The sequence below is a fragment of the Pseudomonas sp. P65(2024) genome (assembly GCF_057480955.1).
This window is the reverse complement of sequence record NZ_JBLIYX010000008.1, coordinates 122,275-135,829: the sequence shown is the minus strand read 5'-3', so window position 1 is coordinate 135,829 and position 13,555 is coordinate 122,275. Positions and strand designations below refer to the sequence as shown.

Sequence of the window (13,555 nt, the reverse complement as noted above, 5' to 3'; positions counted from 1 at the left end):
TTACGGCATGTAATCCGTAGGCATAACCCTTATGCCAATTATATTACCAAGCTCGGGGGTCTGTGCGAATCAGCTACCGGGCCGCTCGAGACGCAGCGCCTCCGGGGTGTCCGGAAGGCGCTCGACCACCCGCAGCCGTTCCGGCGCCTGGGCGTCGCGCCAGGCCTTGAAGCGACCCAGCTCATCGGCGACGGTCTTGAGCACCCAGCCCAGCACGGCGATGTCGTCGAGCAGGCCGACGCCCAGCAGCCAGTCGGGAATGGCGTCCAAGGGGCTTACGAAGTACAGCAGTCCGGCCACGATGGTCACCAGTGCCTTGGGGCTGACGGCGCGGTACTCGCCACGCCACCAGGCCAGGCACAGCGCCTGCATCAGGCGCAGATCCTCGCGCAACTGGCCCAGCTTCGGCCCCTTGCGGGCCACCGCGAACAACAGGGCCGGCAGCCGCCCGCGGCTGAGCAGGCGCTCGGCCAGGGGCAGGAAGCGGGCGAAATTCCAGGGTGCGCTCATGGGACCTCCAGAGGACCAGGGGTTATCCACATTTATTGTGGATAACCTTGTGAACAGGGCGACATTGGCGCCGCGTGGTGCCCGCCGGGCAAGGGCCTGGTACGAATCGGGCGTTTTTTACACAACCGTTTCAATCGCGCAAACGTTTTGCGACACCGGCCTCCGTGCCTGCGTGGGTACTGCTTGCGACAGTGAATGACGCCGACGGTTCGCGTCAAGCCGGACTGAAAACGACGACGCCCCGTCGAAACGGGGCGTCTTCTTGCAACGGGCCGGGTATTACTTGGCCGGTGCCTGGTCGGCCTTGGCCGGATCCTTGATGGCAATCAGTTCCAGGTCGAAGACCAGGACCGAGTTGGCCGGGATCAGCGGGCTCGGGCTCTGGGCGCCATAGGCCAGCTCGGCCGGGATGTACAGCTTGTACTTCTCGCCGACGTGCATCAGTTGCAGACCTTCGACCCAGCCCGGGATCACGCCGCTGACCGGCAGGTCGATCGGGCTGCCGCGCTCGACGGAGCTGTCGAAGACCTTGCCGTCGGTCAGCTTGCCTTCGTAGTGGACGGTGACCACGTCGGTCGGTTTGGGTTGCGGGCCGTCGGCCTTCTTGACCACTTCATACTGCAGGCCCGAAGCGGTGGTGATCACGCCAGGCTTCTTGCCGTTTTCCTCGAGGAATTTCTTGCCGGCGGCGGCAGCTTCCTCGCTAGCCTTGGCCAGGCGTTCTTCGGCGCGCTTCTGCAAGGCGGTGAAGGCTTCGACCAGCTCTTCGTCCTTGATGCGCTGCTCTTTCTTGCCTACCGCGTCCTCGATGCCCTGGGCGACGGCTTTCGAGTCCAGGTCGTCCATGCCTTCCTGGGCCAGGCTCTTGCCCATGTTCAGGCCGATACCGTAGGAGGCCTTCTGTGCCGGAGTCTTCAGCTCGACGCTGCTGGTCTGGGCGTCGCAGCCCGCGAGGACCAGGCCTACCAGGGCAACCGCGGCCGCCAAACGATGCTGTTTCATGTAATTTCCTTGTTCATGCGCCATGAGGGCAATCAGGGTAAAGCCGCGAGCTTAGCAGGCGGCCGCGACCAATGGCTACCGGCATAAGAGCGGGTTGCGCGCAGGAAGTTCCTGGGTGAAAGGTTGTTCATGGTCGCAGTTGCAGCCTATGGCCAGCATTGACGGCTCTTGCGCGGAGGGAACGAGCCGATGGAGACCGGATCATGCAATGCCAACCTGGTTGCGTCCGCTGTTCTTGGCCAGGTACAGCCCCTTGTCCGCCGCCGAGATCAGCTGACGGCAATGACTGCCGACACTCGGCGTCAAGGTCGCCAGACCGATACTCACGGTCAGCAGGGAGGCCGCCTCAGGCACGGTGTGGGCGATCTTCAGGCCCATGATGGTCTGGCGCAGCTTCTCCGCCACCAGCCGCGCACCACCAGGGGAGGTGTTAGGCAGCACCAGGGCGAACTCCTCGCCGCCATAACGCGCCGGCAGGTCGGTCGGCCGCGAGCAGCAGCCGCGAATGGCCTCGGCCACCTGACGCAGGGCCTCGTCACCGGCCAGGTGACCGAAGCTGTCGTTGAACGCCTTGAAGTAGTCTACGTCGACCATCAGCAGCGACAACTGCTGCTGTTCACGGATAGCCCGACGCCACTCCAATTCCAGGTACTCGTCGAAATGACGACGGTTGGACAGCCCGGTGAGACCGTCCGAGTTCATCAACCGCTGCAACATCAGGTTGGTATCGAGCAACTGCTGCTGGCTCACCCGCAGTGCGCGATAGGCCTCGTCGCGCTGCAACAGCGTGAGGTACGAGCGCGAGTGATAGCGGATACGCGCCACCAGCTCGATGGTGTCCGGTAGCTTTACCAGGTAGTCGTTGGCCCCGGCAGCAAAGGCCGCGCTCTTGACCAGCGGGTCCTCCTTGGTCGACAGGACGATGATCGGGATATCCTGGGTGGCCGGGTTGTTGCGGTACTCGCGCACCAGGGTCAGGCCATCGAGGCCCGGCATGATCAGGTCCTGGAGAATTACCGTGGGCTTGATGCGCATGGCCTGGGCCACCGCCTGGTGCGGGTCGGCGCAGAAATGGAAGTCAATGTTCTCTTCATGGGCCAGACCACGGCGCACCGCTTCGCCGATCATCGCCTGATCATCGACCAGCAGGACCATCGCCGCGCTTTCGTTGATGGTCGTGAAACCTTCGATCGGTAGATCATTCATCCGTAGTCACCCGTTGACCGCCGGCCACGCGGCGCGCCTCAATACATATCTTCATTTCGAAAAGATTTCCACCAGTCGCCCGGCAATTCGCTCCAGCGGGCGGATTTCCACCGCCGCGTCGATCGCCGCGGCGGCCTTGGGCATGCCGTACACCGCGCAGCTTTGCTGGTCCTGGGCGATGGTCAGGAAGCCCTGCTGGCGCATCAGCTTCAGGCCCTGGGCACCGTCGCGCCCCATGCCGGTAAGCAGCACGCCCACCGCGTCGCCTGACCAGTAGCGCGCCACGCTCTCGAAGAACACGTCGATCGAGGGCCGGTAGATTTCGTTGACAGGCTCGGCAGTGTAGGCCAGCTCGCCATTCCTCAGCAGGCGGATATGGTGGTTGGTGCCGGCCAGCAGCACCTGCCCCGGCTGCGGAGGCTCACCCTCGCGGGCCAGGCGCACCGGCAGACCCGACGCGGTGCTGAGCCATTCGGCCATGCCGGCGGCGAACACCTGATCCACATGCTGGACCAGCACGATGGCCGCCGGAAAACTGCGCGGCAGGCCCTTGAGCAGCACTTCCAACGCCGCCGGCCCTCCGGCCGACGAACCGATGGCCACCAAGGCACGGCGCTGCGAGGTCTCGCGTAGCGGCGCGGCCACCGTACGAGCGGCACTGGGACGCTGCTGGCCGATCAGCCAGCCAATATTCAGGATCTTGCGTAACAGCGGCGCGGCCGCTTCCCGGGCGTCACCCGCGCCCAGCGCCGGGGTATCGACCACATCCAGAGCGCCATGGCCCATGGCCTCGAACACCCGATGCACGTTCTGCTTGCGGTCCACGGTGACGATGACGATGGCGCACGGCGTCTGCGCCATGATCCGCCGGGTGGCCTCGACACCATCCATCACCGGCATGATCAGGTCCATGAGGATCAGGTCCGGGGTCTGCTCGGCGCACAGGCGCACCGCCTCGGCGCCATTGCCCGCCACCCAGATCACCTGGTGCGCGGGTTCGAAGGCCAACGCACGGCGCAGGGCCTCCACGGCCATGGGCATGTCGTTGACGATGGCGATTCTCATCCCTGGGCACCTCCGATCAGCTCCACGACCGCCTCCAGCAACGCATCGTCATGGAAGCTGGCCTTGGCCAAATAATAGTCGGCGCCGGCATCCAGTCCACGACGCCGGTCTTCTTCGCGGTCCTTGTAGGAAACCACCATCACCGGCAGCGATTGCAGGCGACTGTCGCGCCTTACCAGAGTGACCAGCTCGATGCCATCCATGCGCGGCATGTCGATGTCGGTGATCAGCAGGTCAAAATCATCGCTGCGCAGTGCGTTCCAGCCGTCCATGCCATCGACGGCCACTGCCACGTCATAGCCGCGGTTGCCCAGCAGCTTGCGCTGCAGCTCGCGCACGGTGAGCGAGTCGTCGACCACCAGGATGCGCTTGCGCGCCACACCCTTGCCGCCCCGCCCGCCCCGTTCGATACGCTCCAGGCGGCCGGTGCTGAGCAACTTGTCCACCGAGCGCAACAGGTCCTCGACATCGACGATCAGCACCACCGAGCCATCATCGAGCAAGGCGCCCGCGGAAATGTCCTGGACCTTGCCCAGGCGCGGGTCCAGCGGCATCACTACCAACACCCGTTCGCCGATCAGGCGCTCGACCGCCACCCCATAGAGCTGTTCGCGCTCGCGGATCACCACCACCCGCAGGCTCTGCTCGTCGCCCTGCGCCGCCGGCCGGTTGAGCAACTGGCTGGCGGCCACCAGGCCGATATGCCGGCCTTCGTGCCAGAAGTGCTGACGACCTTCGATCTGCACGATGGCCTCGGCCGGCACTTCGACGGTGCGCTCGATATGCGCCAGGGGGAAGGCATAAGCCTCGCCGCCCACCTCGACCACCAGGCTGCGCACCACCGACAGGGTCAACGGCACTTCCAGGTGGAAGCAGCAGCCCTGCCCCGCCACCTGGGTCAACTCGATGGACCCGCGCAGTTCGCGGACCATGTGCTGCACTGCGTCCAGCCCGACACCGCGCCCGGACACCTCGGTGACCGTGTCGCGCAGGCTGAAGCCCGGCAGGAACAGGAACGTCAGCAGCTCGGCCTCGCTCATCTGCGCCACGGTCTCGGCCGGCGACAGGGCTCGCTCGACGATACTGCGGCGCAGGCGCTGCAGATCGATACCGGCACCATCATCGGACAGTTCGAGGATCAGCAACCCGGCCTGGTGCGAGGCGCGCAGGCGTACCGTGCCCTCGCTCGGCTTGCCGGCCAGCAGGCGCTGCTCGGGCAGCTCGATACCATGATCGACCGCATTGCGCAGCAGGTGCGTCAGCGGAGCCTCGAGTTTTTCCAGCACATCGCGATCGACCTGGGTCTTCTCGCCCTCGACCAGCAGGCGCACGGGCTTGTCCAGCGAACGTCCAAGGTCGCGGACCATCCGGCTCTGCCCGGTCAGCACATCGGCGAACGGACGCATGCGACAGGCCAAAGCCGTGTCGTAGAGCAACTGCGCGCGCTGGCTGGCCTGCCAGCCGAATTCGTCCAGGTCAGCCGCCTGTTGCAACAGGATTTGCTGGGTTTCGGCCAGCAACTGCTGGGTCTGGGCCAGGGCTTCGAGCACTTCTGGCCCCTGCCCGCTCTCCTCCAGCTGGGCCTTCAGCCCGTCGAGCCCCCGCATGCCCTGGCCATGCATGCGTTTCAGGCGCTGCAGAGTGGCCAGGTAGGGTTTCAGGCGCTGGGTCTCGACCAGCGACTTGCTCGACAGGTCCAGCAGGCTGTTCAGTCGGTCGGCGGTGACCCGCAACACCCGCTCGCCGCCCTCGCCACCGCGTTTTCCAGCCTTGCGGGCAGGCATCGGTTCCGCTTCGACATCGGGCTCAGGTGGCGGCAGGGGCTCGGGCTCCGGCAGTGCGGGCTGGACGACAGGCGGCAGGCTCGGTGCACTCGGCTGTGCGTTGGCCAGCAACGGCGCCGAGGGGTCGAGCAAGGACGCCATCTGCGCCAGAAACACCGCCACGGCGGCTTCGCTGTCCTGATCGCCCGGCGTGGCGATGCGCATCAGCAGATCGGTGCCCTGCAACAGTGCGTCGATATGCTCGGGGCGCAGCAGCAGGCGGCCTTCCTGGGCTGCTACCAGGCAATCTTCCATGACATGGGCGACACTGACCCCGGCGTCGATGCCGACGATCCGCGCCGCGCCCTTGAGCGAGTGCGCCGCACGCATGCAGGCCTCGAGCTGATCGGGTTGCGCAGGGTTGCGCTCCAGCGCCATCAAGCCCGCACTGAGCACCTGGGTCTGGGCCTCGGCCTCCAGGCTGAACAGCTCGAGCAGCGACGCATCGCGCATTTGCTCCGGGGTCATGACAGGCTCCGCTTCACGGCTGACATCAGGTGTTGTTCATCCAGCACGCGCACGCTGCGCCCACGCCACTGCAGCACCGCCGCAGTGAAGTGCGCCGCATCGCGGCCGTTGTCCAGGGTCGCCGGGTCAAGGCGATGGATACCGTCTATCTCGTCCACCGGTACCACCACCGGCCCGCCTTCGGCCGCCAGGATCAGCATGCGCGGCATGCTCCGCCCACCGCGCTCGCCGCCCGCCTCGACCGATACGCCCAGCAGGTCGGCCAGCGACAGGCAAGGCACCAGCGACCCGCGCACATTGGCGACTCCCTGCAGCACCCGCGAACGCTGGTGAGGCAATGAGTGCACCGGCTGCAACGGGGAGATCTCGGCCAGGCAGGCGGTAGCCAGGGCCAACCATTCCTCGCCCAGGCGGAACAGCAGCATCGAGCGGCCGACCGCTTCTTCCTGCACGAGCGGCGCCTCGAGCGGTTCATCCTGAATCAGCGCATAACGGTCGAGCAGGCGCATTGCCGCCTCGGCATAGACCTCACAATTGCGGCAGTGCACATGCCGTGGCAGCAAGGGGCACTGCTTGTCGCCATGCACCCCGATACGATTCCAGCAGTCATCGATCTGCTCGTCATCGTGGGCGATCAGTTGCATAGGGTATTCGCCGCTCATCGTTCAGACTCCCTGCCTGCCCGAGCGGCACGCTCCTGCAGGCGTCGCGCGCCCGCCTCGTCGCCCTGCGCGGCCAGCAGCATGGCCAGGTGCATCAGCGCCTCCGGGTGCTGCGGCTCGAGGTAGAGGGCCTTGCGGTAATGGGTAATGGCCTGCGCGGCATCGCCCTCGGTATCGCTGAGCAACCCCAGCCAGTAGTAGACCTGTGCCTTGGGCGCAAACTTGCGTAGATAGCGCTCGCAGCCTTCCCTGGCCTGGGCGCTGTCGCCGGCATTGGCATGCTGGGCGATGCTGGCCAGCAGTTGCGCCTCACCTTCGGCTGGCATCACCTTGGCGACTGGCGCGGCGTTCGGTCTGCCAACCCGCGGCGGCAGCGTCAAGATACGCGGTGGCACGGATGGCGCGACTGTGGGGCGGGACGCCGGCTTGGCGATGGGGACCGGCGGCGCTTCATCCTGACGCACGTAGGCGAACGACTGGGCGATCCCCAACGGCCGCATGCCCAGGCGCGCCAGCAGGCTGCCCTCGGCCGGCCCGATGAACAGCACGCCCTGGACATGGGTCATGTGCTTGAGCACCTCGAACACTCGCTGCTGGGTCGGCACATCGAAATAGATCAACAGGTTTCGGCAGAACACGAAATCATAGAGACCTTGGCGCGCCCGCAGCGCCGGATCGAGCACGTTGCCCACCTGCAGGCTGACCTGCTGGCGCACCCGCTCATCCAGGCGATGGGCCTCGCCGACGGCGGTGAAATGCCGCTCGCGAAAGGCCAGCTCGCTGCCGCGGAACGAGTTGCGGCCATAGACCCCTAGCTCGCCCTTGGCCACCGAACTGGGGCTGATGTCGAGGCCGTCTATTCGAAATACCCCAGGGCTCAGCCCGCCGTCGAGCAACGCCATGGCGATCGAGTACGGCTCCTCGCCGGTGGAGCAAGGCAGGCTGAGGATCCGCAGCGGCCGGGCACCGGCCAGCTCCGCTACGCGTTTGTGGGCCAGGCCCGCCAGCGCGGTGAAGGATTCGGGATAGCGGAAGAACCAGGTTTCCGGAACGATGACCGCCTCGATCAGGGCTTGCTGTTCATCGGTCGACTGCAACAGGCGCACCCAGTAGTCGTCCAGGTTCTGCGCCTGCACGAGGGTGCAGCGTTGGCGCAAGGCACGCTCAACCATCGCCGCGCCGACCGACTCGACGTCCAGGCCGATACGCTCCTGCAGGAAACGAAAGAAACGCTGCTCAGTCATGCCTGCACCTGCCCTGGCTCCAGCGGATAGAGCAACTCGCGCACCGCATCCGACAACAGGTCATCCACCTCGATGCGTTGCAACAAACCCCGGGCGTCCTGGCGCACAGGCCCGAGGTAACGCGCCTCGGCATTGTCCAGCCCGTAGGGTTGGAAGTCGTCAGGCGCGCAGCGCAGGGTGTCGGTGGCCTGCTCCAGGATCAGCCCCAGCTGCAACTGCGGACGCTGTGGATCGGCGCGGTAATGCACCAGCACCAGGCGTGTGCTGCTGCGCGACTGGGCAGGGGAACCGAAACTGAGCGCCGACAGGTCGATCACCGGCACCAGCACACCGCGATGGGCGAGCACGCCAGCCACCCAGACCGGAGCCTGGGCAATGGGCTTGAGCGCACGTTGCGGCAGGACCTCGATCACCTCGCGCACGTCCAGGGCGAAACGCTGGTCGGCGATGCGAAACTGCAGGTACAGCACGCCCTTTTCAGTGCTGGCGCGCGCCTCGCGGGGGGACATGTCGTTCATCGTCGTCAGACTTTGAACCGCGACACACCACCGCGCAGCCCGGCGGCCACCTGGCTCAGTTCGTCGATGGCGAAACTGGCCTGGCGCAGCGACTCGACGGTCTGGGTGCTGGCATCGCTTAGCTGGGCCAACGCCTGGTTGATCTGCTCGGCGCCGGTGGCCTGGGCCTGCATGCCCTCGTTGACCATCAGTACCCGCGGCGCCAACGCCTGCACCTGGTGAATGATCTGGCTCAGTTGCTCGCCGACCTGCTGCACCTCGAACATGCCGCGGCGCACTTCCTCGGAGAACTTGTCCATGCCCATCACCCCGGCCGACACCGCCGACTGGATCTCGCGCACCATCTGCTCGATGTCGTAGGTGGCCACGGCGGTCTGGTCGGCCAGGCGCCGCACCTCGGTGGCGACCACGGCGAAGCCACGACCGTATTCGCCGGCCTTCTCGGCCTCGATGGCGGCGTTGAGCGACAGCAGGTTGGTCTGGTCGGCGACCTTGACGATGGTCACCACCATCTGGGTGATGTTGCTGGCCTTTTCGTTGAGGATCGCCAGCTTGGCATTGACCAGGTCGGCGGCGCCCATCACCTGGTGCATGGTTTCTTCCATGCGCGCCAGGCCCTGCTGGCCGGAGCCGGCAAGGCTCGAGGCCTGGTCGGCGGCGCTGGTGACTTCGGTCATGGTACGCACCAGGTCCCGCGAGGTGGCGGCGATTTCCCGCGACGTGGCGCCGATCTCGGTGGTGGTGGCGGCAGTTTCGGTGGCGGTGGCCTGTTGCTGCTTGGAGGTGGCCGCGATCTCGGTGACTGAGGTGGTCACTTGCACCGACGAGCGCTGGGCCTGGGCCACCAGGTTGGCCAGGGACTCGGCCATCTCGTTGAAACCACCCTCGATCGCGCCGAACTCATCCTTGCGGTCCAGGTTCAGGCGCATGCTCAGATCACCCGAGCGCAGACCGTCCAGAGCGTGGACGATGCGTTGCATGGGTGCGGTGATCTGGCGCATGAGCAGCAGTCCGCAAACACCGGCGGCGATAATGGCCAGCAGCAGCGAGACGACCATGCTGCCTTTGGCGGTGTTCACCGCACTGACGATGTCGTTGGTGGCCTTGTCGGCGGACTCGCGGTTGCGCTCGATCACTTCGTTCAGGTGCTGGCGCCCTTCTTTCCAGGCCGGCGTAAGCACATCCATGATCAAGCGCTGGGCTTCGGGGTAGTTCTTCTGGCGGTAGGTCTCCAGGACCTGGTCGACGAGCTTGACGTACTCCTCCTCCAGACGGGTGAAGTCGTCGAACGCCGCCTGGTCGGCGGCGTCGCGGATGGTCGCCTGGTAGCTGGCCATGTGTTTCTTGAGGCGATCGTTGAAGCCCTTGAACAGCTCCAGGTCGGCCGAGGTGATCTCGCGGTGGTTCGACAGCCCCACCAACTGCTGGCTGGTGACGTAGCTGTCGACCCACGCACTGCGGATCATCGAGCTGTAGTAGACGCCGGGGATGCTGTCGGACCCCACGGCTTCCTCGCTGGACTCGATCGCCACCAGCCGCGAGTAGGCGGCCACAATCATCAGCAGCATGATGGCGATGATCACGGCGAAACTTGCCAGGATCCGTTGGCGCAAGGTCCAGTTCTTCACATTCAGCCCTCAGGAATTCGATACGAGCGGGAAAAATCGCCGAAGTATAGCCCAGGCTTCCCGTTCAATTGCGGCTGAATGCAGCGGTATTCAGGCGTCCGTGCCCGTTCAGGCGGCCAAATGCCGGTTCACTGACCTGCGGCAAGCCTGACCTGATTCTCCAGTTCCTGGCGCAGGTTCGGGTCGAGGCGCAGCTGGCGGGCCAGTTCATCGAGATAGGCACGCTCCATGAAGTTCTCCTGATCGACCATCATCACACTGGCCAGGAACATTTCGGCGGCCATCTCCGGCGTCTGCGCGGCGCGGGCCACCTCGGCCGGGTCCAGCGGCTTGTTCAGTTCGGCATGCAGCCAGTGCTGCAACTCACGGTCGCTGTCCAGGCGGGTGAACTCGCCTTCGATCAATGCCCGCTCTCGTTCATCGATATGGCCATCGGACTTGGCCGCTGCCACCAGTGCCCGAAGCACGGCTTGGCTATGCTGCTCGGCCTGGGCCGGCGGCAGACGGTCGAGGGTTTGCGGCTCGTGATTGCCCGCGCCCTGGCGCGCCTGCCAGTTGCCATAGGCCTTGTAGGCCAGCACGCCAAGTGCGGCCAGCCCGCCGTAGGCGAGTGCCTTGCCGCCGTACTTGCGCGCCTTCTTGTTCCCCAGCAGCAGGCCCATCGCTCCAGCCGCCAATGCGCCGCCGCCGGCACCGGACAACAGGCTGCCAAGGCTCCCGGAGCCCTTGTGACGGGTGCCCTTGCCCTGTTGGTTCTGCAGCATGGATTGACCGGTTTTCAATAGCTGATCGAGCAGACCACGGGTGTTCATCTGGCAGACCTCGCAAGCATCCAAAGTAGGTAGGACTGCAGAGTAGGCCGGCAAGCTGAAGCCACGCTTAACGCATTTGCATCCGGATGTTGCCCAGCTTGGTTTGTTTGTTCAACCAATCGCTTTCGAGGAAGCCGTCGATGACTACCTCGAAACTTGCAAGCGCCTGGGCCGCGAACCGCAGAAGACCTACTCCGGAACACTCAGCCTGCGCCTGGAGCCCACCCTCCACGCCAGCGTGGCGGCCGAGGCCGAGCTGGCGCAGAAGAGCATCAACCAGTGGGTCAGCGACATTCTCAGCCAGGCGGCCTGTCGCTGAATCAGTCGCGCAGGTCCGACTCGTGGATGGGGTTGGCCCGGCTGGTGGCCCGCTGATACTGCGCTGGCCAGGTCGCCTTGTTGCCGCCCAGGTCGTCGTCGGCATGCAACGGCCAATAGGGGTCGCGCAGCAGCTCGCGGGCGAGGAAGATCACATCGGCCTGGCCGGTGCGCAGGATATGCTCGGCCTGGGCCGGTTCGGTGATCATGCCGACGGTGCCGGTGGCGATTTCCGACTCCTTGCGTACCCGTTCGGCAAAGCGGGTCTGGTAGCCGGGGCCGGTGGGGATCTCGGCATTGACCGAGGTCCCGCCTGACGACACATCAATCAGGTCGACGCCCAGGGCGCGCAGGCGACGGGCCAGCTCGACGGTCTCGTCCGGGTTCCAGCCATCCTCGACCCAATCGGTGGCCGACACCCGCACGAACAGCGGTAGTTCCTGCGGCCAGGCCTTGCGTACCGCCTCGGCAACCTGCAGGGTCAGGCGAATGCGGTTTTCGAAGCAGCTGCCGTATTCATCGCGGCGCTGGTTGCTCAACGGCGAAAGGAACTGGTGCAGCAGGTAACCGTGGGCGGCGTGGATCTCGACCACCTTGAAGCCAGCCTGCAATGCCCGCTCGGTCGCGGCGACGAACGCGGCGACCACGTCCTGGATCTCGTCCTTGGTCAATTCACGTGGTGCGGTGTGCTGCGGATCGAAGGCGATCTTCGACGGCCCGACCGGCTGCCAGCCGCCCTCCTCGATCTTGACGCTGCCTTGCTTTCCGAGCCACGGCCTGTGGGTGCTGGCCTTGCGCCCGGCATGGGCCAGCTGGATACCGGGCACGGCGCCCTGGGCGGTGATGAAACGGGTGATGCGTTGCAAGGGCTTGATCTGGTCGTCAGTCCACAAGCCGAGGTCCTCGGCAGTGATGCGCCCATCGGCGGTGACCGCGACGGCCTCGCTGATCACAAGACCCGCGCCACCCACCGCGCGGCTGCCCAGGTGGACCAGGTGCCAGTCGTTGGCCAGGCCGTCGACGGCGGAGTACTGGCACATGGGGGAAACGGCGATGCGGTTGGGCAGGGTCAGCTGACGCAGGGTGTATGGCTCGAGCAGCAGGCTCATGGGGCACCTCCCAGGGACTCCAATGGTTTCCGGGCCGGCGGTTGTAGTCGAGCGTGGGCCGGTACCGGTAGTTTCAGACTAGACCATGAAGATGGGAGGCGAGCCTGAGCGCCAAGTTCCGATGACGGGCTGCACCATGACCCAGGCATCCGTGCTTAGGAACCCTTTGCAGCCTGCCGCTCTTCCTCACGCAAGGTCAGCACCTCGAATCCGCTCTCGGTCACGGCCACCGTGTGCTCCCATTGCGCCGACAGCGTGTGATCGCGAGTGATCACCGTCCAGCCATCGCGCAGACCACGGGTCCCACGCCCACCCTGGTTGATCATCGGCTCGATGGTGAACACCATCCCCGGTTGCAGCTTCATGCCCATGCCGCGCTGGCCGTAGTGCAGCACCTCCGGTGCCTCGTGCATCTGCCTGCCGATGCCATGCCCGCAGTATTCGCGCACCACGCTGTAGCCAGCGGCCTCGGCGTGGACCTGGATGGCATGACCGATATCACCGAGCGTCGCGCCGGGGCGCACCTGCTCGATGCCCTTCCATAATGCGGCATAGGTGGTATCGACCAGGCGCCGGGCCTGGTCGCCGATCTGACCGATGCCGTACATCTTCGACGAGTCGGCAATGTAGCCGCCCTGCTCCAGGGTGATATCGACATTGACGATCGAGCCTTCCTTCAACACCTCGTCGGCCTTGGGCATGCCATGGCAGACCACATGGTCCACCGAGGTGTTCAGTGAATAGGGGAAACCGTACTGGCCCTTGCTCGCCGGTCGGGCCTTGAGGGTTTCGACGATGAAGGCCTCGGCGCGGTCGTTGATCTGCATGGTGGTCACTCCGGGGCGGATGAAACCGTCGAGGTCGGCAAACACCCGGGCCAGCAGTTGGCCTGCGCGGCGCATCAGCTCGAGCTCGGCGGCGTCCTTGAGGATGACCTTGCTCATTGCAGAAGCGCCTTGAGGTTGGCCTGCTCCTGGCGCAGCAACTGGCGCAGCAGTTCCTGATAGGTGGCTTGCGGGTGCAGTTCGGCCAGCATGCCGAGGCGGATCCAGTGCTCGGCCTGGGCGTTGATCGAACGCGACAGCGCGGCGCTGGCCACGCGCAGGTCTTCGTGGAGGTCGTCGCAGATCTTGACGATACCCATGGTGTAGTTACTCGCATATATGAAACGTACGCGAATCATATATCCG

13 protein-coding genes and 1 pseudogene are annotated in these 13,555 nt (G+C 65.4%); 1 reads left to right on the top strand and 13 read right to left on the bottom strand.

Features of this window, described 5'->3' with window-relative positions; genetic code table 11:
- Positions 1–69: 69 nt before the first annotated feature.
- The 10 genes from AC25MA_RS13615 to AC25MA_RS13570 all read right to left on the bottom strand — a co-directional run bounded on the left by AC25MA_RS13615 (position 70) and on the right by AC25MA_RS13570 (position 10,938).
- Complete coding sequence (locus AC25MA_RS13615) at positions 70–510, bottom strand: YkvA family protein (RefSeq protein WP_028690135.1); 441 nt, start codon at positions 508–510, stop codon at positions 70–72.
- 279 nt (positions 511–789) lie between these two features.
- Entirely contained in the window at positions 790–1,512 is a 723-nt protein-coding gene (bamJ, locus tag AC25MA_RS13610; RefSeq protein ID WP_028690136.1) for a BamJ family beta-barrel-assembly machinery protein, read from the bottom strand.
- Between the two features lie 201 nt (positions 1,513–1,713).
- The gene (locus tag AC25MA_RS13605; RefSeq protein ID WP_028690137.1) at positions 1,714–2,718 is read right to left on the bottom strand and encodes a response regulator; all 1,005 of its coding nucleotides are present in this window, start codon (positions 2,716–2,718) and stop codon (positions 1,714–1,716) included.
- Positions 2,719–2,769: 51 nt separating this feature from the next.
- Complete coding sequence (gene cheB, locus AC25MA_RS13600) at positions 2,770–3,783, bottom strand: chemotaxis response regulator protein-glutamate methylesterase (protein ID WP_069016065.1); 1,014 nt, start codon at positions 3,781–3,783, stop codon at positions 2,770–2,772.
- Positions 3,780–6,074, bottom strand: a complete 2,295-nt coding sequence (locus AC25MA_RS13595; RefSeq protein WP_028690139.1) for a hybrid sensor histidine kinase/response regulator — start codon at positions 6,072–6,074, stop codon at positions 3,780–3,782. The genes cheB and AC25MA_RS13595 overlap by 4 nt, the downstream gene beginning before the upstream one ends.
- Positions 6,071–6,736 carry a chemotaxis protein CheW gene (locus AC25MA_RS13590; RefSeq protein ID WP_028690140.1) on the bottom strand — a complete coding sequence of 222 codons (666 nt, stop codon included), beginning with the start codon at positions 6,734–6,736 and terminating at the stop codon, positions 6,071–6,073. The genes AC25MA_RS13595 and AC25MA_RS13590 overlap by 4 nt, the downstream gene beginning before the upstream one ends.
- Positions 6,733–7,980 (bottom strand): CheR family methyltransferase, encoded by a 1,248-nt coding sequence (locus AC25MA_RS13585; RefSeq protein ID WP_069016067.1) that lies wholly within the window; start codon positions 7,978–7,980, stop codon positions 6,733–6,735. Before AC25MA_RS13585 ends, AC25MA_RS13590 begins: the two co-directional genes overlap by 4 nt.
- Complete coding sequence (locus AC25MA_RS13580) at positions 7,977–8,498, bottom strand: chemotaxis protein CheW (RefSeq protein ID WP_069016068.1); 522 nt, start codon at positions 8,496–8,498, stop codon at positions 7,977–7,979. Before AC25MA_RS13580 ends, AC25MA_RS13585 begins: the two co-directional genes overlap by 4 nt.
- A gap of 5 nt (positions 8,499–8,503) precedes the next feature.
- On the bottom strand, positions 8,504–10,126 hold the full coding sequence (locus AC25MA_RS13575; RefSeq protein WP_028690143.1) for a methyl-accepting chemotaxis protein: 1,623 nt from the start codon (positions 10,124–10,126) through the stop codon (positions 8,504–8,506).
- A gap of 128 nt (positions 10,127–10,254) precedes the next feature.
- On the bottom strand, positions 10,255–10,938 hold the full coding sequence (locus AC25MA_RS13570; protein ID WP_028690144.1) for a tellurite resistance TerB family protein: 684 nt from the start codon (positions 10,936–10,938) through the stop codon (positions 10,255–10,257).
- A gap of 121 nt (positions 10,939–11,059) precedes the next feature.
- Between AC25MA_RS13570 and AC25MA_RS13565 the strand changes: the two are divergent.
- A pseudogene (locus tag AC25MA_RS13565) lies at positions 11,060–11,257 on the top strand (type II toxin-antitoxin system HicB family antitoxin); the annotation flags it as partial.
- 1 nt (position 11,258) lies between these two features.
- Here AC25MA_RS13565 and AC25MA_RS13560 read toward each other — a convergent pair.
- The 3 genes from AC25MA_RS13560 to AC25MA_RS13550 all read right to left on the bottom strand — a co-directional run bounded on the left by AC25MA_RS13560 (position 11,259) and on the right by AC25MA_RS13550 (position 13,509).
- Positions 11,259–12,365, bottom strand: a complete 1,107-nt coding sequence (locus tag AC25MA_RS13560) for an NADH:flavin oxidoreductase/NADH oxidase (RefSeq protein WP_028690145.1) — start codon at positions 12,363–12,365, stop codon at positions 11,259–11,261.
- Positions 12,366–12,520: 155 nt separating this feature from the next.
- Positions 12,521–13,309, bottom strand: a complete 789-nt coding sequence (map, locus tag AC25MA_RS13555) for a type I methionyl aminopeptidase (protein ID WP_028690146.1) — start codon at positions 13,307–13,309, stop codon at positions 12,521–12,523.
- A complete protein-coding gene (locus tag AC25MA_RS13550) occupies positions 13,306–13,509 on the bottom strand; it encodes a ParD-like family protein (protein ID WP_028690147.1) in 204 nt (67 codons plus the stop codon). The genes map and AC25MA_RS13550 overlap by 4 nt, the downstream gene beginning before the upstream one ends.
- Positions 13,510–13,555 lie beyond the last annotated feature (46 nt).

What these genes read in the sequence shown, in the direction of transcription:
- AC25MA_RS13615 (WP_028690135.1), bottom strand. Translation starts at nt 510, where the DNA reads ATGAGCGCACCCTGGAATTTCGCCCGCTTCCTGCCCCTGGCCGAGCGC.
- bamJ (WP_028690136.1), bottom strand. Translation starts at nt 1,512, where the DNA reads ATGAAACAGCATCGTTTGGCGGCCGCGGTTGCCCTGGTAGGCCTGGTC.
- AC25MA_RS13605 (WP_028690137.1), bottom strand. Translation starts at nt 2,718, where the DNA reads ATGAATGATCTACCGATCGAAGGTTTCACGACCATCAACGAAAGCGCG.
- cheB (WP_069016065.1), bottom strand. Translation starts at nt 3,783, where the DNA reads ATGAGAATCGCCATCGTCAACGACATGCCCATGGCCGTGGAGGCCCTG.
- AC25MA_RS13595 (WP_028690139.1), bottom strand. Translation starts at nt 6,074, where the DNA reads ATGACCCCGGAGCAAATGCGCGATGCGTCGCTGCTCGAGCTGTTCAGC.
- AC25MA_RS13590 (WP_028690140.1), bottom strand. Translation starts at nt 6,736, where the DNA reads ATGAGCGGCGAATACCCTATGCAACTGATCGCCCACGATGACGAGCAG.
- AC25MA_RS13585 (WP_069016067.1), bottom strand. Translation starts at nt 7,980, where the DNA reads ATGACTGAGCAGCGTTTCTTTCGTTTCCTGCAGGAGCGTATCGGCCTG.
- AC25MA_RS13580 (WP_069016068.1), bottom strand. Translation starts at nt 8,498, where the DNA reads ATGAACGACATGTCCCCCCGCGAGGCGCGCGCCAGCACTGAAAAGGGC.
- AC25MA_RS13570 (WP_028690144.1), bottom strand. Translation starts at nt 10,938, where the DNA reads ATGAACACCCGTGGTCTGCTCGATCAGCTATTGAAAACCGGTCAATCC.
- AC25MA_RS13560 (WP_028690145.1), bottom strand. Translation starts at nt 12,365, where the DNA reads ATGAGCCTGCTGCTCGAGCCATACACCCTGCGTCAGCTGACCCTGCCC.
- map (WP_028690146.1), bottom strand. Translation starts at nt 13,309, where the DNA reads ATGAGCAAGGTCATCCTCAAGGACGCCGCCGAGCTCGAGCTGATGCGC.
- AC25MA_RS13550 (WP_028690147.1), bottom strand. Translation starts at nt 13,509, where the DNA reads ATGGGTATCGTCAAGATCTGCGACGACCTCCACGAAGACCTGCGCGTG.